The organism is Roseateles subflavus (assembly GCF_030285365.1).
Lineage (GTDB): Bacteria > Pseudomonadota > Gammaproteobacteria > Burkholderiales > Burkholderiaceae_C > Roseateles_B > Roseateles_B subflavus.
This window is the reverse complement of sequence record NZ_JASVDS010000002.1, coordinates 718,658-737,496: the sequence shown is the minus strand read 5'-3', so window position 1 is coordinate 737,496 and position 18,839 is coordinate 718,658. Positions and strand designations below refer to the sequence as shown.

At 72.9% G+C, this 18,839-nt stretch carries 16 protein-coding genes; 6 read left to right on the top strand and 10 right to left on the bottom strand.

Features of this window, described 5'->3' with window-relative positions; genetic code table 11:
- Nucleotides 1-54 precede the first annotated feature (54 nt).
- The 3 genes from QRD43_RS09110 to QRD43_RS09100 all read right to left on the bottom strand — a co-directional run bounded on the left by QRD43_RS09110 (nucleotide 55) and on the right by QRD43_RS09100 (nucleotide 3,343).
- Nucleotides 55-402, bottom strand: a complete 348-nt coding sequence (locus QRD43_RS09110) for a DUF192 domain-containing protein (protein ID WP_285982168.1) — start codon at nucleotides 400-402, stop codon at nucleotides 55-57.
- A 257-nt stretch (nucleotides 403-659) separates the two neighbouring features.
- Nucleotides 660-1,856: an MFS transporter gene (locus QRD43_RS09105; RefSeq protein WP_285982167.1), complete on the bottom strand. Its 1,197-nt coding sequence runs from the start codon at nucleotides 1,854-1,856 to the stop codon at nucleotides 660-662.
- The gene (locus QRD43_RS09100) at nucleotides 1,853-3,343 is read right to left on the bottom strand and encodes a DNA recombination protein RmuC (RefSeq protein ID WP_285982166.1); all 1,491 of its coding nucleotides are present in this window, start codon (nucleotides 3,341-3,343) and stop codon (nucleotides 1,853-1,855) included. Before QRD43_RS09100 ends, QRD43_RS09105 begins: the two co-directional genes overlap by 4 nt.
- 109 nt (nucleotides 3,344-3,452) lie before the next feature.
- On the opposite strand from QRD43_RS09100, the gene QRD43_RS09095 reads away from it, so the two are divergent.
- Nucleotides 3,453-4,508 (top strand): RNA methyltransferase, encoded by a 1,056-nt coding sequence (locus QRD43_RS09095; protein WP_285982165.1) that lies wholly within the window; start codon nucleotides 3,453-3,455, stop codon nucleotides 4,506-4,508.
- A gap of 34 nt (nucleotides 4,509-4,542) precedes the next feature.
- Here QRD43_RS09095 and QRD43_RS09090 read toward each other — a convergent pair whose 3' ends face one another.
- The 5 genes from QRD43_RS09090 to QRD43_RS09070 form a co-directional block, all read right to left on the bottom strand.
- A complete protein-coding gene (locus QRD43_RS09090; protein ID WP_285982164.1) occupies nucleotides 4,543-4,962 on the bottom strand; it encodes a VOC family protein in 420 nt (139 codons plus the stop codon).
- 132 nt (nucleotides 4,963-5,094) lie between these two features.
- Nucleotides 5,095-6,066: a 2-hydroxyacid dehydrogenase gene (locus QRD43_RS09085; protein ID WP_285982163.1), complete on the bottom strand. Its 972-nt coding sequence runs from the start codon at nucleotides 6,064-6,066 to the stop codon at nucleotides 5,095-5,097.
- A gap of 8 nt (nucleotides 6,067-6,074) precedes the next feature.
- The gene (locus QRD43_RS09080; RefSeq protein WP_285982162.1) at nucleotides 6,075-6,788 is read right to left on the bottom strand and encodes a nitroreductase; all 714 of its coding nucleotides are present in this window, start codon (nucleotides 6,786-6,788) and stop codon (nucleotides 6,075-6,077) included.
- Complete coding sequence (locus tag QRD43_RS09075; protein WP_285982161.1) at nucleotides 6,785-7,261, bottom strand: acyl-CoA thioesterase; 477 nt, start codon at nucleotides 7,259-7,261, stop codon at nucleotides 6,785-6,787. The genes QRD43_RS09080 and QRD43_RS09075 overlap by 4 nt, the downstream gene beginning before the upstream one ends.
- Nucleotides 7,258-8,217 carry a histone deacetylase family protein gene (locus tag QRD43_RS09070; protein ID WP_285982160.1) on the bottom strand — a complete coding sequence of 320 codons (960 nt, stop codon included), beginning with the start codon at nucleotides 8,215-8,217 and terminating at the stop codon, nucleotides 7,258-7,260. The genes QRD43_RS09075 and QRD43_RS09070 overlap by 4 nt, the downstream gene beginning before the upstream one ends.
- A gap of 272 nt (nucleotides 8,218-8,489) precedes the next feature.
- Between QRD43_RS09070 and phaP the strand changes: the two genes are divergently transcribed.
- Both phaP and QRD43_RS09060 read left to right on the top strand, forming a co-directional pair.
- Nucleotides 8,490-9,047: a TIGR01841 family phasin gene (phaP, locus tag QRD43_RS09065; RefSeq protein ID WP_285982159.1), complete on the top strand. Its 558-nt coding sequence runs from the start codon at nucleotides 8,490-8,492 to the stop codon at nucleotides 9,045-9,047.
- 361 nt (nucleotides 9,048-9,408) lie between these two features.
- Nucleotides 9,409-10,425 (top strand): DUF3667 domain-containing protein, encoded by a 1,017-nt coding sequence (locus tag QRD43_RS09060; RefSeq protein WP_285982158.1) that lies wholly within the window; start codon nucleotides 9,409-9,411, stop codon nucleotides 10,423-10,425.
- On the opposite strand, the gene QRD43_RS09055 is transcribed toward QRD43_RS09060, so the two are convergent.
- Nucleotides 10,403-11,392: a patatin-like phospholipase family protein gene (locus tag QRD43_RS09055; protein WP_285982157.1), complete on the bottom strand. Its 990-nt coding sequence runs from the start codon at nucleotides 11,390-11,392 to the stop codon at nucleotides 10,403-10,405. The genes QRD43_RS09060 and QRD43_RS09055 overlap by 23 nt on opposite strands.
- A 185-nt stretch (nucleotides 11,393-11,577) precedes the next feature.
- On the opposite strand from QRD43_RS09055, the gene QRD43_RS09050 reads away from it, so the two are divergent.
- From QRD43_RS09050 to QRD43_RS09040, 3 genes are read left to right on the top strand one after another with little or no spacing between them, the layout of a single operon-like run.
- On the top strand, nucleotides 11,578-13,437 hold the full coding sequence (locus tag QRD43_RS09050) for a patatin-like phospholipase family protein (RefSeq protein ID WP_285982156.1): 1,860 nt from the start codon (nucleotides 11,578-11,580) through the stop codon (nucleotides 13,435-13,437).
- Nucleotides 13,434-17,267 carry a non-ribosomal peptide synthetase gene (locus QRD43_RS09045; protein WP_285982155.1) on the top strand — a complete coding sequence of 1,278 codons (3,834 nt, stop codon included), beginning with the start codon at nucleotides 13,434-13,436 and terminating at the stop codon, nucleotides 17,265-17,267. The genes QRD43_RS09050 and QRD43_RS09045 overlap by 4 nt, the downstream gene beginning before the upstream one ends.
- Nucleotides 17,264-17,983, top strand: a complete 720-nt coding sequence (locus QRD43_RS09040; RefSeq protein ID WP_285982154.1) for a TVP38/TMEM64 family protein — start codon at nucleotides 17,264-17,266, stop codon at nucleotides 17,981-17,983. The genes QRD43_RS09045 and QRD43_RS09040 overlap by 4 nt, the downstream gene beginning before the upstream one ends.
- Here the strand turns inward: QRD43_RS09040 and QRD43_RS09035 are convergent.
- Nucleotides 17,962-18,816, bottom strand: a complete 855-nt coding sequence (locus QRD43_RS09035; protein WP_285982153.1) for a fumarylacetoacetate hydrolase family protein — start codon at nucleotides 18,814-18,816, stop codon at nucleotides 17,962-17,964. The genes QRD43_RS09040 and QRD43_RS09035 overlap by 22 nt on opposite strands.
- Nucleotides 18,817-18,839 lie beyond the last annotated feature (23 nt).

The following is an 18,839-nucleotide window of genomic DNA, read 5'->3' as shown; positions in this document are numbered from 1 at the left end:
GTCGCGGCAGCGGTGACTCCGGCCGGCCCGCCGTGACACCGGCGGCGGCCGGGATCAGGTCGCCAGATCGAGCGCGGTCCCCGGCGCCAGCCCCAGGCGGCGGGCCATGCCGGCGCGCAGCTTGAGCACGGAGCGCGCCTCCTGGCATCGCACGGTGCGCCACGGGCGCACGCCCGTGACCACCCGCGCCACGGTGCCGTCGGCGTTCAGGAAGACGGCGTCCACCGCCTGGCGCATCCACCAGGTGGACAGCGTCTTCGTCGGGGCGATCCACAATCCGTAACTCTTGGCCCGCCCGTAGCTGGGCAGGGGCTGGCCGATCGGCCGCAGCCACCAGGGCAGGGTCTTGTGCACGTGATAGGGGGTTGCCTGCCCGTCCACGTGCAGGGCAATCGTCGCCATTCGAAACTCTCCTCGCTGTATCTCCTCGCCGCCCTGGCGCCACGGCTTCGATCCGAGCCGGTGTGCAGACAGGGGCGGCCGCCCGGCAGCCCTCCTCGGCTGCCACGTCCCGCGGCAATCGCCTGCGGGTGCGGGAAGATATCGCGCCCACTCCGACTTGTCGGTCACGAGCCGTGAGCACCCGTAAGCATTTGTCGATCGAGGGCGCGAGCCCGGCGGCGGCGATGCGGGCCGCGCAGGCTCGACGTCAGGCCCGTTCAGGCCTTGATGCGGATGCCCCGCGCCAGCCATTGGGCGCCGCCCAGCAGCCCGGCCATCAGCCACATGGGGGCGGCGTGGATCGTGGCGGCGGCCAGCAGGCCGAAGCCCGCCGGCATGCCCACCGTGGCGGCGTTGATCATCAGCATGCGCAGGCCCAGCGCCTGCCCATGGGCGTCATGCGGCGTCACGCGGTGCAGCATCGACAGCACCATGGGCTGCACGGAACCGAGTGCCACCCCGAGCAGCGCGGAGCCCAGCATCAGCCCCGGCGTGCCCGGCAGCCAGGCATAGACGGCCAGCATCAGCATGGCCAGACCCATGGCCCAGCGCAGGGCGCGCAGCTCCTCCACCGCCTCGCCCCAGCGGACGATGGCCAGGCGCACGCCCGTGGCCGCCACCGCGAACGAGGCGAGCACCAGGCCGATGCTGGAGGCGCTCAGCCCCTTGGCGTGGCCCACCACGGGCACGACGAAGCTGTGCGCGTCCCAGCAGGCCGACAGGATGATGTTCACGAACAGCAGGCGGCGCAGGGACTGGAGCTTCAGCAGATCCCAGGCGGGCCGCTGGCGGGCCGCCATCGTCTGCGGCGGGGGCGTGTGGCGCGGCACCTGCCGGGCGATGAGCCAGGCCAGCGGCGGCAGCAGCACGGCCAGCGCGAAGGCCCAGCGGAAGCCGGCGTGGTCGATCAGCAGGCCGGTCAGGATGGGCGCGATGGCGTTGGACAGCGCCGGCCCCAGCGCCACCCAGCTGAAGACCTTCTTGAGCTCGGACGGCCCCGAGGCCATCAGCCCGGCCTCGCGCTGGATGGCCACGGCCGCCACCGCCACGGCACCGCCGCTCAGCAGGCCGCTCAGCGCGATCGCCCACAGCTGCATCGAGCCCCAGGCCACCAGCGCCCCCGCGCCCGCCATGCAGACGCCGAGGCCCACCGGGCGATGGAAGCCATGCCGGTCCGCGAGGCGCCCCGCCCACAGGGCCAGGACGATGGGCGCCAGCGCGAACAGACTCAGCAGCAGGCCGACGGCCATCTCTCCGTGCCCCTCGCGCAGCACCCACAGGCTCGCGGCCACGCGCGTGACGGACATGCACGCGTGCACCGCAATCAGGCTGGTGATGACCCAGGGAAAGGCGGCGCTCAGCGAGGCCTTCGTGGCGGCAGGATCGTCAGGCGCGGCGGGCTCGGGGTCCGTCATGCGGGCTCGTCCTCACCGGCGTCCGCGAGGCCCAGGGCCAGCAGGCGCTGGGTGCTGTCCTCGGGCAGCGCCTCCACGGTCTTGAGCTTGCGCGTCATGGCGCGGGTGCGGACCTCGGCGGCATCGATGGTGTTGCTCGCCTCTTCCAGCTTCTTCTTGGTCTTGGCCAGCACGTCGCCGAACTTGCCGAACTCTGTCTTGACGGCGCCCAGCACCTCCCACACCTCGGCCGATCGCTTCTCCAGCGCCAGCGTGCGGAAGCCCATCTGCAGGCTGGACAGCGTCGCCAGCAGCGTCGTCGGGCCGACCAGCATCACCTTGTGCTCGCGCTGCAGCGCCTCGACCAGGCCGGGGCGGCGCAGGGCCTCGGCGTAGAGGCCTTCCGTGGGCACGAAGAGCATGCCGAAGTCCGTGGTGTGCGGCGGGCCGATGTACTTCTCGCGGATGGTGCGGGCCTCCAGGCGCAGGCGTGCCTCGATGGCCTTGGCGGCCTGCTCGACGGCCGCCGCGTCGGCGCGGTCCTGGGCCTCCAGGAGGCGCTCGTAGTCCTCGCGGGGGAACTTGGCGTCGATCGGCAGCCACAGCGGCGCGCCGTCCTCGCGCTGGCCCGGCAGCTTGATCGCGAACTCCACACGCTCGCTGGAGCCCGGCAGCGTGGCCACATTGGACGCGTACTGCTCGGGCGTGAAGACCTGCTCCAGCAGACCGGCCAGCTGCACCTCGCCGAAGATGCCACGCGTCTTCACATTGGTCAGCACGCGGTTGAGCGAGCCGACGTCCCGCGCCAGGTTCTGCATCTCCCCGAGGCCCTTGTGGACCTGCTCCAGGCGGTCGGCCACCTGCTTGAAGCTCTCGCCGAGGCGCTGCTCCAGCGTGGCGTGCAGCTTCTCGTCGACGGTGGCCCGCATCTGCTCGAGCTTCTTCTCGTTGTCCTGCTGGATGGACTGCAGGCGCTGCTCGACGGTGAGACGCAGCTCCGCCAGGCGCTGCTCGTTGCCCTGCTGCAGCTGCTTGAGCTGCTCACGCAGGCCCTGCGCGAGCTGGGCCAGGCTCTCGGCCTGCGCCTGGCTGCTGCGCAGCTGGGCCGCGTCCTGCGCCTCGCGCGCGGCCAGGGCCTGCGCCGCCAGCGACTGCGTCGTGGCCTGCAGGCCCTGCGACAGCGCGGTCTGCAGGCTCGCGAGCTGCACGCGCAGGCTGTCGATCTGCTCGTTCTGCGTCCGCACGGCGTCGCCGCTCTGCCCCATCAGCGCCTGCTGGAACTGCGCCAGCTGGCCGAGCGTCTCCTGCCGCAGCGCCGTGCTGCTGCGCTGCAGCTCCTCGCGCAGCTCGCGCTCCAGGCGCTCCGTCTGGCGGCTCTGCGCTTCCTGTCCCTGCAGCAGGGCCTGCAGCTGCGGGGATTCCGAGGGCTGGCGCGGACGCAGGGCCAGCACGAGCAGGACGACGATCAGGGCCAGGCAGGCCAGCAGGAGCAGTTCGGCAAGAGTCATGGCGCGATTGTCTCAGGCACCCGGCTTGCCGGCCGTCCGTCACGCCGGCTGGCGCACGGCCCGGCACCGCGGCCAAGGCCGCGACGCCGCATAAAATCCGGCGCTCACCATGCCGCGCCTCCACAGCCTCCAAGACATCCGGGACCGCCTGCGCGCGCTCGGCGCCCTGCCGAAGCACGAGCACCGCGTCCTGCGGCTCTGGAGCCAGGCCCTGCCCCAGGCCACCGCCAAGCGCCCCATCGAGGACTTCCTGCCCAAGACCCTGCGCGAGGCGCTGCCCGCACTGGAGGCTGAGCTCGAGGCGCTGGCCCGCGTGCAGAGCGAGCACCCCGCACAGGACGGCTCCAGGCGTCTGCTCGTCGAGCTGGGCGACGGCCAGACGGTCGAGAGCGTGCTGCTGCCGCGGGACGGGCTGTGCGTCTCCAGCCAGGTCGGCTGCGCGGTGGGCTGCCAGTTCTGCATGACGGGCCGCTCGGGCCTGCTGCGCCAGGTCACCAGTGCCGAGATCGTCGCGCAGGTGGTGCTGGCCCGCCGCCAGCGGCCGGTGAAGAAGGTCGTGTTCATGGGCATGGGCGAGCCGGCCCACAACCTCGAGCACGTGATGGAGGCCATCGAGCTGCTGGGCACCGCGGGCAATATCGGCCACAAGAGCCTGGTGTTCTCGACGGTGGGCGACCCGCGCGTGTTCGAGCGCCTGCCGCAGGGGCCGGTGAAGCCCGCGCTGGCGCTGTCCCTGCACACGAGCAAGGCGGCGCTTCGCGAGCAGCTGCTGCCGCGCGCCCCCCGCCTTACGCCCGAGGAGATCGTGGCCGAGGGCGAGCGCTATGCGCGGCTCAGCGGCTACCCCATCCAGTACCAGTGGACGCTCATCGACGGCGTGAACGACGGCGAGGACGAGCTCGACGGCATCGTGCGCCTGCTCAAGGGCCGCTTTGGCGTGCTCAACATGATTCCCTACAACAGCGTGCCGGAGCTGCCCTTCCGGCGCCCGGCCTGGGAGCGGGCCGCCGAGATCGCCCGCCAGCTGCACCGCCGCGGCGTGCTGACCAAGCTGCGCAACTCCGCGGGACAGGACGTGGACGGCGGCTGCGGCCAGCTGCGCGCCCGCGCCCTCGACGGCACGGTGCCGGTGCGCGTCGTGCGCGGGCCTGCGCCCGCCGCCTGAGCGCCGACTGAGCGCCGCCGACCGCTCCGACCGCTCAGGCCGCGGCAGGCTCGGTGTTCACCATCCAGGGGACGCCGAAGCGGTCCACCAGCATGCCGAAGCCCGGGGACCAGAAGGTCGCGCCATAGGGCATCGTGACCTTGCCGCCGTCGGACAGGGCCCGGAACAGGCGTTCGCCCTCGGCCTTGTCGCGGGCAGGCACGGTGAGGGTGAAGCCCTTGTAGCCCTCGAAGGGCATGCCCGGCGGCATGTCCGAGCCCATCAGCGTCAGCCCGCAGGCCTCCAGGCGGGCGTGCATGATGCGGTCCTTCCAGGCGTCCGGCGGGGCCGGCATGTCGGGCGAGGCCGGCGCCTCCGCATAGGTGGACCGCATGGTCTTGCGGCCGCCGAGGCAGGCCGCATAGAAATCCAGGGCGGCGTCGCAGCAGCCGTCAAAGCTGAGATAGGCAATCATGGGAGGCTCCTCCTTCACAAGGGGTGAACACGGACGTGGCCTGACGCCTGTGTACCCTGAACGGCAGCACGGCGTCACGACGGAACGGGGGACGTCCCCTGGGCAAGGGGCACGCCCGGCCGCGCAGGCGCCTCAGTTCAGCGGCGTCTTCATCGCGCCCCCCGTCAGCGCGGCGATGAGGTTGTCCACCGCCAGGTCGCACATGGCGCGGCGCGTGGGAATGGAGGCGCTGGCGATGTGCGGCGTCAGCACGACGTTGCGGCAGGCCAGCAGGTCCGGGTGCACCTCGGGCTCGCCCTCGAACACGTCCAGGCCCGCCGCGGCCAGGCGACCGGCCTGCAGCGCCGCGGCCAGGGCGGCGTCGTCCACGATGCCGCCGCGCGCGATGTTGGTCAGCGTGGCCGTGGGCTTCATGAGCGCCAGGGCGTCCGCGTCCACCAGGTGATGGGCCTCGGGGCTGTAGGGCACGACGATGACCAGGTGGTCGGCCTCGCGCAGCAGCTCGTCCTTGCTGACCCAGCGTGCGCCCAGCGGCTGCTCCAGCGCGGGCGCGAGGCGGCTGCGGTTGTGATAGATCACCCGCATGCCGAAGCCCAGCGCGCCGCGCCGCGCAATGGCCTGCCCGATGCGGCCCATGCCCAGGATGCCCAGCGTGCGGCCGTGGATGTCCGCTCCCACGAGCAGGTCGACATGCCACTGCTGCCAGCGCCCCTCGCGCAGGTAGCGCTCCGCGTCGCTGATGCGGCGTGCCGCTGCCAGCATCAGTGCGAAGCCGAAGTCGGCGGTGGTCTCGGTCAGCACGTCCGGCGCATTGCTCACGCGCACGCCGCGGGCCGTGCAGGCCGCCAGGTCGACGTTGTTGTAGCCCACGGTCATCAGGCAGACGGCGCGCAGGTCCGGGCAGGCGTCCAGCAGCGCGGCGTCGATGCGCTCGGTGCCGGTGGCGAAGACGCCCGTCTTCCCCTGCAGGCGCCGGATCAGCTGCTCGGGCGGCAGCGGCTCGTCGCTGTCGGTCTCGTCGACGTCGGCGTGCGCGCGCAGCCGCTCCACGATGTCCGGGAAGATGCGGCGGGCCACGAACACGGCGGGCTTGGTGGGGCTCATGGGGCGCCTCAGGTGTCGAGGAAACGGACGAACTCGTCCAGCGAGGCGCGCTCGGTCACGAGGCTGTTCTCGATGGCCGCGGGGTCGGCGTAGCCCAGGGCCATGCCGCACACCAGCATCTGCTCGGGGGCGAACTGCAGCTCCTCGGCGATCAGGCGGTGGAACTGCGTGAAGGCCGCCTGCGGGCAGGTGTGCAGGCCGCGGCCGCGGGCGGCGACCATGAGGTTCTCGAGGAACATGCCGTAGTCGAGCCAGCTGCCCTGCTGCATCACGCGGTCGATGCTGAAGATCAGCCCGACCGGCGCATCGAAGAAGCGGTAGTTGCGGCCGTGCTGCGCGTGCATGCGGGCCTTGTCGCCCTTGGTGATCTCCAGCAGGCCGTACAGGTCCCAGCCGACCTTGCGGCGGCGGTCGATGTAGGGCGAGGTCCACTCGCGCGGGTAGTAGGCGTACTCCTCCTGGTGCTCGGCCAGGGCCGCCGGGTCGTTGTAGACGGCCATGATGCGGTCGCTCAGGCGCTGCAGCGCGGCGCCGGTGAGCACGTGCACCTGCCAGGGCTGGGTGTTGGTGCCGGACGGCGCGCGGGCGGCCACGCGCAGGAGGTCCTCCAGGGTCTCACGCGGGACGGGCGTGGGCAGGAAGGCCCGCATCGAATGGCGGGTGCGGATGGCCTCGTCCACGGCCGCCTGGGCCTCGGGGCTGGGTCGATCAAAGACGCTCACAGGGGAAATCCTTCCAGGGCTTGCAGGGCATTGAGGTAGGCCGCGGGCAGGGCCGGCACGGGGCGGCGCGACTCGCGGTCGACGTAGACATGGACGAAGTGGCCGCGCGCGGCGCTCAGCGGCGCGCCCTCGGCGAACAGGCCGATCTCGTAGCGCACGCTGGAGCGCCCGCGATGCGCCACGCGCAGGCCTGCTTCCACGCGCTGCGGGAAGGCCAGGGACTCGAAGTAGTTGCAGCGCGTCTCCACCACCAGGCCGATCACCGTGCCGCCGTGCAGGTCCAGAGCCCCCTGCTCGATGAGGTACTGGTTCACGGCCGTGTCGAAGAGGCTGTAGTAGATGACGTTGTTGAGATGGCCGTAGAGATCGTTGTCCATCCAGCGCGTGGTGAGCGGCACGAAGCGGGCGAAGGCACTGCGGGGCTCGGGGCCGGGCCGGGCGTCAGCGCGGGGGGCGGGGGCGGCGGTCGTCATGGGGCGATTGTTCCATCGGCTTCCTGCCAGCGCTGCCACGCGCGCGACGCGGCGCGCACGGTCGCGAACTGCACCTCGACCATGGCGGCGAGGTCCGCCCCGTAGCCGCCGGCCATGCTCAGGGCGACGGGCAGACGCCGCTGCCAGAGCCAGTCCAGCACGCGCTCGTCCCGCGCCAGCAGGCCCGCGGCGGTGAGCTTGAGCCGGCCGAGGCGGTCGCCCTCGTGCGGGTCGGCGCCGGCCAGGTAGAAGGCGAGCCCCGGCGGGTGCGCCTGCAGGCGCTGCGCCACCGCGGCCAGGGCCCCGTCCAGGGCCGCAAGATAGGCCTCATCGCCCGTGCCGTCCGGCAGCTCGACGTCCAGGCTGCTGGCCTCCTTGCGGAAGGGGAAGTTGCGCGCTCCGTGCAGCGAGAGGGTGAAGACGCTCGGGTCGTCCCGGAAGATGGCCGCCGTGCCGTTGCCCTGGTGCACGTCGAGGTCGATCATCAGCACGCGCAGGCCGGGCCGACTGCTGCCACGCGCCCGGTGCCACTCGGCCTGCATCAGACGCGCCGCCACCGCCACGTCATTGAACACGCAGTAGCCGCTGCCCTTGTGGGCATAGGCGTGATGCGTGCCCCCGGCCAGGTTCATGGCCACGCCCTCGGCCAGGGCGGCGCGGGCCGCCGCGATGGTCGCGCCCACCGAGTGCCGGGAGCGCACCGGCATGGCGGGCGACCATGGGAAGCCGATCTCGCGCTGCTCGGCCTCGCTCAGCTGGCCCTCCAGCACCCGGGCGATGTAGTCCGGCTCGTGCGCCAGGGCGAGCTCGGCCTCGCTCGCCGCCGGCGCGGGGCAGAGCCACACGGCGCCGGGATCGGCCTCGATGCGCTCGCGCAGCAGGCGGTACTTGGCCTGCGGAAAGCGGTGCTGCGCCGGCAGATTCAGCGCATGGGCGTCGGCATGGAAGGCCTGCATGGATCCCGTGTTCGTGCCTGGATGGGTTCTGGAGGTCTCCACAAGGCCGGGGCGCCACCCCAGCAGAGCGGGGTGACAGCGCTGTGAAGACGCCCGCGGATTGTGACCTGCCGCGACATTTGTCCCCTTTTGCTGCGGCGCAGCAAAAAGTGCTTGCAAGCGGCCGGCGAGCCCTTCACAATGCGATTCATGTTGCAGTGCAACATTATCGCTGTCACGACGTATCCATCAGGACACCCGCGGGTTCCCCCGCCCAGACTCAGGAGAGCATCATGCTGACTGCAGAACAAATCTTCGCCGCACACAAGGCCAATGTCGAAACCCTGTTCGGCCTGACCAACAAGGCCTTCGAAGGCGTCGAGAAGCTGGTCGAGCTGAACCTGCAGGTGGCCAAGGCCACCCTGGCCGAAGTCGCCGAGAACACCCAGGCCGCCCTGTCGGTGAAGGACGCCCAGGAGCTGCTGGCCCTGCAGACCTCGCTGCTGCAGCCGAGCGCCGAGAAGGCCGCCGCCTACAGCCGCCACCTCTACGACATCGCCACCGCCACCAATGCCGAAGTGGCCAAGGTCGCCGAGGCCCAGTTCGCTGACGTGCAGACCAAGTTCAACGCCGTGGTGGACAACGCCGCCAAGAACGCCCCGGCTGGCACGGAGAATGCCGTCGCCCTGGTGAAGTCCGCCGTGGCCGCCGCCAACAACGCCATCGAGAACATCCAGAAGGCGGCCAAGCAGGCCACCGAAGTGGCCGATGCCAACTTCCAGGCCGTGACCAACACCGCCGTGAAGGCCTCGCAGAACGGTGCGCGCGGCAAGCGCTCCACCGCCGCCTGAGATCCGCCGATGGTCAGCGCCCGCCGGCGCTGAATGGTTGTCTCCTCGGTACCCCGTGGGGCTCGGCAGCCTGCCGCGTCACCCAGGTACCCTTGAAGCCCGATGCCCCGCGCATCGGGCTTTTTTTATGCGCCGGCCGGGCGGTACGGGGCACGCGGCGCGGGCGGGAATCTCCCTGTGCGAATGGCGGCGTCGGGCCGGCATGGCGCTGCTAGCATCCGCGCCTGACCATGCATGCGCCCGCCCGTCCTCCCCTGACCGATCGCCTGAGCCGGCCCCCGGCGTGCGCGTCGCGGACCGGGGCCCCCCTCGTGCCGCCATTCGGCCGGTTCGTCCTCTCCCTGCTGTGGACGGTCGTCGCATGAACTGGTTTCGCAAGCAGCTGCAGGCGCCGTCCCCGGTGCCCGGCCACTGTGCCAACTGCGGCACGCCGCTCGCCTCGCCGCGCCCGCGCTTCTGCAGCGCCTGCGGCCAGGAAACGGAGATCAAGGCGCCCACGCTGGGCGAGTTCCTGCAGCAGTTCGGCGGCGCCTACTTCTCGACGGAGGGCGCGCTGTGGCGCACGCTCTGGCGCCTCGTCCTGCTGCCGGGGCAGCTGACCCTCGAGTACTGGGCGGGCCGCCGCCGCCATTACGTGCTGCCGCTGCGGCTGTACCTCACCGTCTCGCTCGTGCTGCTGCTGGCGCTGCGCTTCACGCAGCAGCTGGAGTGGACCGTCGAAGGCCCGGCATCCGCAGCCTCCGCGGCATCGGCCGCCTCCGCCGCGTCCGCCGCCGGTGCCTCGGCGTCCCCCGGCCTCCGGACCCAGCCCCAGGGGGGCGTGGTGATCGGACCGCAGCCGCCGCTGGTGATCGACGAGGGGGACCGCCGGGAGATGACGCTGATCGAGCTCGGGCCCTGGCGCGCGGGCACGCACGAGGGGAAGTTCTACTGCGAGGGGCTGAGCCCGCGCTTCTGCGAGCGCCTCGAGCGCCGCCTCATGGCCGACCAGGCCACGCTGATGCGCGAATTCGCGGACCTGCCCTCCCGGGCGCTGGACCACCTCGGGCAGGCGATGTTCGTCCTGCTGCCCGCATTCGCCCTGTGGCTGAAGCTCTTCTACGTGGACAAGCGCCGCCGCTACACCGAGCACCTCGTCTTCGCGCTGCACCAGCACGCGTTCTGGTTCGCGATGCTGGCGCTGCTGACGGTGAAGCTCGAGCCCGTGGCCGTGTTCTGCGGCATGGCGATCATGGTCCACCCCCTGATCGCCCTGCACCGCGCCTACGGCACCCGCTGGTGGAGCACGCTCCCCCGGGCGCTGGCCCTGATGATGGCCTACACCGTGAGCCTGGCCGTGGTGCTCGCGGCCATGTTCATCTACCTGTTCGCGTCTTAGCCGCGATCCGCTGGCGCAGCTGGGGCAGCGCCGCCTGCGCGGCGTCGCGCCCGGCCTGGATGCTGCGCTTGCGGGCGGAGAAGTCCGCGCTGCCCACGCCCTCCAGCTTCGGGCGGATGATGACGTCGGCCTCGCGCAGCTCGAAGTTGTTGATCGAGCGGCCCATGATCGAGAAGGTCTGCAGCAGCATGCGCATCGCATCACCGGGCGGCTTGGGCTCGGGCGGCTCGGAGATGTCGACCGCGATCACCAGCTCGGCCCCCATCTGCTTGGCATAGCGCACCGGCACCGGCGCGACGAGGCCGCCGTCCACGTACTCGCGCTGGCCGATCTTCACCGGCTGGAACACGGCCGGCACCGAGCTGGAGGCCCGGACCGCCGCGCCGGTGTCCCCGGTGCGGAAGAGGATGGGGGAGCCGTCGGAGAGGTCGGTCGCGACGATGCCCAGCGGCAGGGGCATCTGCTCGATCAGGCGGTTGCCCGTCTTCTCGCGCACGAAGCGCGCCAGCGCCTCGCCGCGGATCAGCCCGCGCGTGGGGAAGGCCCAGTCGGTGATGGCGCCCTCGTCCATGGACTCGGCCATCTGGGCCAGCTCCTTGCCGTTCTTGCCCGACGCATACATCGACGCCACCAGACTGCCCGCCGAGGTGCCCGCCACGAGGTCCACCTTGATGCCGTTCTCTTCCAGCACCTGGATCACGCCGATGTGCGCGAAGCCCCGCGCCGCGCCGCCGCCCAGGGCCAGGCCGACCTTGGGCGGCTTCGGCGGCGGCAGCGGGACGATGGGGTCCACCGGCTGCACGGGCTGGGCCGGCGGCGGCGTCTCGGGGGCAGCCTGGCGCGTGGGCGCCGTGGCACAGGCGGCCAGGCCCAGCGCCAGCAGCGCGGCCAGGGCGCCGCGGCGGGTGGCGGCCTGAGGGCCGGGGCGCCCGGAGGCGGCAGGAGTCGGGAAAGCAGACGTTCGCATGGCGCGGCATTCTATTGACCTCGCCGGTGCGCCCCGTGCCGGGCCCGGCCGGCCGAGCGCCGCTGCCGCGTCCCGCAGACAGGCTGCGGCGCCGGGGCCACGTCTTGCCCGCGACGCCAGAGGGGCGGTGCCACAATGCACCAGCGCCCGGCTGCGGGGCCGGCGCCCACCCCGGGGAGTCGCACGTGGACGAGTCGGCACAGGTCAGGGAACGCATCGCCGCCATGCTGCGCAGCAGCCCGGTGTTCGGCCCGCTGTCCGATGCCCTGCGGCTGGCCCTGGCGGCTGCCATGCGGCTGCACGCCGTCCCGGGCGGCAGCCCCCTCTTCCACGAGGGCGAGCCGGCGGACAGCATGGCCGTGGTGCTCAGCGGCGGCCTGCGGGCCTGGCGCCAGACACCGGCCGGCGAGCTGCTGCTCTACAACCAGTTCCATCCGGGCCAGAGCGTGGGCGAGCTGGCCATGATCCTGCAGCAGGCGCGCGCCCAGCACGTCACGGCCCTGCGCGATTCCGTCGTCGCGCTGCTGGACCGGCCGGCCTACGAAGGGCTGCTCCTGCAGCATCCGCTCGAGCTGAACCGGGTGATGATCAAGACGGTGGCCGACCGCCTGCGCGGCCCCTCGGACAGCGGCGAGCAGCGGCTGGCCCAGACCTTTCTGGTCGTGCCGCTGGCCCCCGATCCCGCGACCTGCCACGCCGCCGCCGCGCTTGCCCGCCGCCTGAGCGGCGCACTCGGGCGTCTGGGGCACGCCGGCCACCTGCTGGAGCGCGGTCCCGAGGCCACGCTGCAACTGGACGGCCAGCCCTGGCCGCGCGAGCGGCTGCTGGAACTCGACGACAGCCACGACTACCTGGTCTACGAGGCCGATGCCGTCTGCAGCGACTGGACCCGCTACGCCTTCCGCCACGCTGACCAGCTCGTGCTCGTGGGGCGCGCCGGCGCCCCTGCCGGGCTGAGCGCGATCGAGCGACAGTTGCAGCAGGAGACGGGCTGGTCACTCAAGCGCCAGCACCTGGCCCTGCTGCATCCGGCCGACGCGCGCGAGGCCGAGGCGCCGGCGCCCTGGGCCGGCGGGCGGTCACTGGAGCGCATCTATCCCCTGCGCGAGGGCCACGACGAGGACGTGGCGCGCCTGGCGCGCTTCCTCACCGGCCAGGCCGTGGGGCTCGTGCTGGGCGGCGGCGGTGCCCGCGGCTTCGCGCACCTGGGCGTGCTGCGCGCGCTGCGCGAGGCCGGCGTGCCGGTGGACCTGATCGGCGGCAACAGCATGGGCGCGCTGATCGGCGCCCAGCTGGCCCAGGGGCACGACATCGCCACGGTGCTGGCGCAGACGCGCCGCTTCGCCACCGGCGGCGAGCGACTGACGCTGCCGCTGGTCTCGCTCGTCGGCGGCCGGCGCATCGAGCGGGACCTGCGCGCGCTGTTCGGCGAGCAGCAGATCGAGCGCCTGTGGCGGCCCTTCTTCGCCGCCAGCTGCAACCTGAGCCGCGGCAGCACCACGGTGCTCGACCACGGCCCGCTGTGGCGCGCCGTGCTGGCCAGCAACTCCCCCGCCGGCCTGCTGCCCCCGGTGTTGCACGACGGCGAGCTGCTCGTGGACGGCGCCATCCTGGAGAACGTGCCCGTGCAGGCGATGCGCGTGCGCCTGGGCACACCCCTGGAGCGCCGGCGGGGCAACGGGCAGGTCATCGCCATCGATGTCGATGCCCGCGCCGAGCTGCGGGCAGACCCGCAGCTGCACCGGCTGAGCCCGGGTAGCCGGCTGCGCGCCCTGCTGCGGCGCGGCGCGCCGGCCGTGCCGGGCATCGCCGACATCCTCTATGCCGCGGGCCACGTCGGCGGAGCCAGCCAGCGCGGTCGCACGATTGCCCAGGCCGACGTCTACCTGCAGCCCGACCTGCGCCGCTATGCGCTGATGGCCTATGCCCGGGCCCAGGAAATCGCGGACGAAGGCTACCGCCATGCACTGGAGCAGATCGAGCAATGGCAAGACCTGACCCCGTCGTCCCCACCCACGAGCCAGCCGACGCCGGCGCGCGAATGAGCGAGGCTGCGCCGCTGCCCCTGTCACTGAGCCAGCGCGAGGTCTGGCTCGACCAGCGCGCCTGGCCCGGCAGCGCCCATCTGCACATCGGCGGCTTCGCCTTCCTGCACGGACCGCTGGACCCGGCCCTGCTGCGGCAGTCCCTGCAGCAGCTGGTGCAGGAGCACGAGGCCCTGCGCCTGCAGATCCGTCCGGAGGGCCGGCAGGTCCTGCTCGAACATTTCAGCGCCCCGCTGGAGATCCTGCCGCTGCCCCCCGACCAGGACCTGCGCGCCGCCATGATCGCGTGGTGGCACAACGAGTGCCACCAGCGCTTCGACCTCGACGCCGCGCCGCCCTGGCGCTGCGTGCTGCTGACGGACGGGCAGGCGCTGCACGGCCTGTCCATCCGCTTCCATCACCTCGTCATGGACGGCTGGTCCACCCAGCTCTTCATGCAGCGCTGGACCGAGCGCTACACGGCGCTGCAGGAGGGCTCGGATCCCCTTCGCCATCCGCCGGGCGACTACCTCGCCTTCATCGAGGGCGGGCAGGACTACCTGGCCAGCCCGGCCTGCGAGCGCGATGCCGCCTACTGGGCGGGGGTGTGGCCCGCACTGCACGAGACCGCCCTGCCCCCGCGCCATCCGCTGCGCGCGCCGGACCGGCTGCCCCGCGCCCACGTCGCGCGGCTGCCGGTCCCGCGGGCCGAGCTGCAGCGTCTGCAGTCGCAGCTGCAGCCCCTCGACGCCAGCCTCTTCGATGCCGCCCTCGCCGCCATCGCGCTGTACCTGCAGCGCAGCCGGGGCATCGAGCACCTGGCCGTCGGCATGCCCAGCCTCAACCGCGGCGGCGCACGCTGGCGGCAGACGCTGGGCATGTTCGTGAGTGTCCAGCCGCTGCTGCTGCGCCTGCAGCCGGACATGGCCGTGAGCGCCCTGCTGGCCGAGTGCCGGCACCAGGCGCGCACCGGCCTGCGCCATGCCCGCTACCCACTCAGCGAGACGGCCCACCGCCTGCAGCTGATGCGCAGCGGGCGGGACAGCCTGCTCGACGTCATGGTGTCCCTGGAGCGGCAGAGCTATGCCCTGGCTTTCGGCGGCTGTCGCCTGGAGCAGGCGCGCCAGAGCTTCGCCGAGGAGGCCCGCTATCCGCTGGCCCTGACGCTGTGCGAGTTCGGCGACGCCGCCGAGGTGGAGCTGGTGCTGGAGCTCTCCGAGCGCTGCTTCGAGGCGGACGAGGCCGAGCTGCTGCTGCGCCGCCTGTGGCACCTGATGCGCTGCGTGCCGGCTGCCCTGGCGCAGCCGCTGTCCGCGCCGCCCTTGCTCCCCGAGGACGAACGCTGGGCGCTGATCCACGGCCTGCACAAGAACCTCGCCAGCACGGAGACGCCGCGCCCGGTCTGGACGCAGTTCACGCGTCAGGCCGGCCTGAATCCGGACGCCACGGCACTGGTCTGGGACGAGACGCCGGACCGGGCGGGGTCGATGCGCTACGCCGAGCTCGCCCGGCGCAGCGAGCAGCTGCAGACTGCGCTGCGGGCGGCGGGGCTGATGCCGGGGCACGTCGTGGCCCTGCTGCTGGATCGCAGCCCGGCGCTGCTGGTGTCGCTGCTGGCGGCCTGGCAGTGCGGTGCCTGCGTGCTGCCGCTGTCGACGGACCTTCCGCAGGAGCGGCTGCAGGCGCTGCTGTCCATCGCGCGGCCGGCGCTGCTCCTGGGGCCCGCGGCGGCGGTGCTGCGCTGGTCGGGGCCGGCGCTGCCCGGCATCGCCCTGGACGCGCTGGGCACGCTCCTGGAGACCGGCGGACCGCGCCCCGCCATCACCGAGGCGCAGCGCCTGCACGACGCGGCCTACCTGCTCTTCACCTCCGGTTCCACGGGCCTGCCCAAGGGCGTGCGCGTGGGCCACGAAGCCCTGGCACGCCGTCTGGCGTGGCTGGCGCGGCGCTGGCACATCGGCCCGCAGGACCGCTCGGTGCAGCAGGTGCAGCCGAGCTTCGACCCGGCCCTCATCGAGCTGCTGCTGCCGCTCATCCAGGGCGGCAGCGTGGCGCTGATGCCGCCGGGTCGCCACCATCCCGAGCGCCTGGCGGCCTTCATGCAGCGGCACCGGGTGAGCTTCTGCGCCCTGGTGCCCTCGAGCCTCGCGGGCCTGCTGGCCGGCCTGCAGGCCCACCCGGTGCCCAGCCTGCGCGTAGCCTGCTGCGGCGGCGAGATCCTCGCGCCGGCGCTGGCCAATCGCTTCCTGGCCGAGACGGGCGCCGCGCTCTACAACGTCTACGGCCCGACCGAGGCCTGCATCTTCGCCAGTGCCTGGCCCTGCGAGCCCTGGCCCGCCACCGAGCCCCTGCCGCTCGGCCCCGCCGTCGATGACTCCCGCATCTACGTGCTCGACGCCCAGCGCCGACCGCAGCCCTTTGGGGTGACGGGCGAGATCTACCTCGCCGGTCCCACGCTGGCGCTGGGCTACCTCGACGAGCGGGACAGCGCGGCGGCCTTCGAGCCCGACCCCTTCCATCCCGGCGAGCGCATGTACCGCAGCGGGGACCGCGGCTGGCTGGACGTGCAGGGCCGCCTGCATTTCGCGGGCCGGCGCGACCGCCAGCTGAAGCTGCGCGGCTACCGCCTCGATCTGGGGGACATCGAGGCCGCCTGCCTGAATCTGCCCGGCGTGCACCAGGCCGCCGTGCAGTGCCTCGATGCGGGCGAGGGCCCTCGCCTGCACGCCTGGCTGGCCGGCCCGCGCCCGCAGGCGGCAGGCGCGCTGGCCGCCCTGCTGCGCCAGCGTCTGCCGGACTACATGGTCCCCGCCACGCTGACGCTGCTGCCGGAGCTGCCGCTCGGCCCCAGCGGCAAGCTGCTTCTCGAGCAGCTGCCCGCCCCCGCAAGACCTGACCCCACGCCCGGTCCGCAGCCGCCCGCCACGGCGACGGAGCGCGAGCTGCTGGCCCTGTGGCAGTCGCATCTGCACCGGGAGCACATCGGCCTGACGCAGAACTTCTTCGACCTGGGCGGCGACTCCCTGGCCGCACTGGCCATCCTGGGCGCCATGGAGGACCGCCTCGGGCGCCGGCTGCCGCTGCAGCTGATCGTGGACCACCCGAGCATCCGCCAGCTGGCCCTGGCGCTGGACGCTCCGCAGGCCGCCGCGGGCGTCCTGCTGCCCCTGAGCCGCGACATGCAGGCGCCGCGCCTCTATGTGGCGGCGTCCGGGCATGGCGACGTGCTGCGCCTGCAGGCCCTGGCCCGCGCACTGGAGGGCCGTGTGAGCCTGCTGATGCTGCAGCCGCCGCGCGAGGCGCCGGAGCAGATGCAGGCGCTGGCCGAGGTCTATGCCGACGCCATCGCCAGCGAGCAGCCGGCGCGCTTCTGGCTGGCCGGCTTCTCGGTGGGCGGCGTGAGCGCGTTGGCGGCCGCCCGGGTGCTGGAGGCGCGCGGACTCGTGCCACAGGGCCTCGTGCTGCTGGACAGCATCCACCCCGACGCCATCCTGGGCGGCACCAGCTCCTGGCGCGCCCTCGGCTGGCTGGTGCGCCGTCTGCATGTGCAGGATCTCAGCATGAACGGCCGGCGCCTGGGTGCCATGTTCGCGGACCCCGGCCTCGTCGCCCAGGTCATGGCCCTGCGCCGGCACCTCTGCGAGCCCTGTGCCTGCCCGGTATGGCTGGTGAAGACCACGGGGCTGCTGCGCTGGAGCCGCCTGCTGTTCCAGGGCTGGCAGCGGCTCTTCGGCGAACGCCTGCACAGCGTCGCGGTACGGGGGCTGCACGGGTCGATGTTCGAGCCCGAGCATGTCCAGGCCCTGGCGGACACCCTGGCCTCGCTGCTCATCCGCGGGCGGGCCCCATGACGCGCGCGCCCCGCCCGGCCTCGGCCCTGCCGCCGGCTCTCGTCGCGCGCCTGCTGGGGCTTGCGGCCCTGGCCGCGGGCCTGCTGCTGCTGGCCTGGGCCTGGCGGCAGGAGGACGTCCAGAGCTGGCTGCGCAGCGGCGCGGCGCTGGCCTGGCTGCGCGCGCAGGCCGATGCGCTGGGGCCGCTGGCCGTCTGGCTGCTGATGAGCACCGCGCTATGCCTCGCCCTGCCGCTGGTGGTGCTGAGCCTGCTCGTGATCGCGGCCTTCGGGCCCGGCTGGGGCATGGCGCTGTGCTTCGCGAGCGCGGGGCTGTCGGCGCTCGTCAGCCACCGCATCGGCCACGGGCTCGGCCACGCGCTGCTGCAGCGTCTCGCGGGGCCCCGCGTGCGCCTGCTCAGCGCGGCCCTCGGGCGGCGCGGGCTGCTGGCCGTCGTGCTGATGCGGCTGACGCCGGTGGCGCCGTTTGCCGTGGTCAACATGGTGGCCGGCGCCACGCACATCCGCGCCTGGCAGATGGTGCTCGGCACATGGATCGGCATGGCCCCCAGCACGCTGGTGATGGGGCTGTTCCTCGACCCCTTGCTGCACCTGCTCGGGCAGCTGGACCTGCCGCGCACGGCCGCGCTCGGCGCGGCACTGCTCGCGGTGCTCGGCCTCGTCGCCTGGCGCCGTCGCCGGGCCCGCCGGCAGGCTCAGCCCGGCGGCCGCGCCTGAACGTGCAGGGACTGCTCGCCCAAGCCGGCAATGCCCAGGCGCAGGTGGTCCCCTGCCTTCAGGTAGACCGGCTGCGGCTTGCGGCCCATGCCCACGCCGGGCGGGGTGCCCGTGGAGAGGAGGTCTCCGGGGTAGAGCGTCATGAAGCGGCTGATGTAGCTCACGAGATGCGCCACGCCGAAGACCATGGTGCGCGTGCTGCCGCGCTGCATGGGCTCGCCGTTGACGTCCAGCCAGAGGGTCAGGTCTTGCGGGTCCGGCACCTCGTCGGCGGTCACCAGCCAGGGGCCGACGGGACCAAAGGTGTCGCAGCCCTTGCCCTTGTCCCAGGTGCCGCCGCGCTCCAGCTGGAACTCCCGCTCCGAGAGGTCGTTGACCACGCAGTAGCCGGCCACGCAGGCCATCGCACGGGCCTCGTCGACATCGCGGGCCACCCGGCCGATCACCACGCCCAGCTCCACCTCCCAGTCCGTCTTGACCGAGCCGCGCGGCAGCCAGACGGCGTCCCGCGCGCCGATCGTGCAGGACGGCGGCTTCATGAAGAGCACGGGCTCGGCGGGCAGTGGCATGCCGGCCTCGGCCGCGTGATCGGCGTAGTTGAGGCCCACGCACAGGAACTTGCCCATGCCCCCCCAGGGCACCCCGAGACGCGTGCCGGGCGGCAGCAGCGGCAGCTGGGCGGGGTCCAGGGCGCGCAGGCGGTCCAGCATGGCGGGGGCCAGTGCGGCGCCATCCAGCGCCGGCACGTGCGCACTCAGATCCCGCAGCTGCCCGTCGGCATCGACCAGACCCGGGCGCTCGGCCCCGGGCTCGCCCCAGCGCATCAGCTTCATGCGAGCTCCTTGCTTTGATTGGC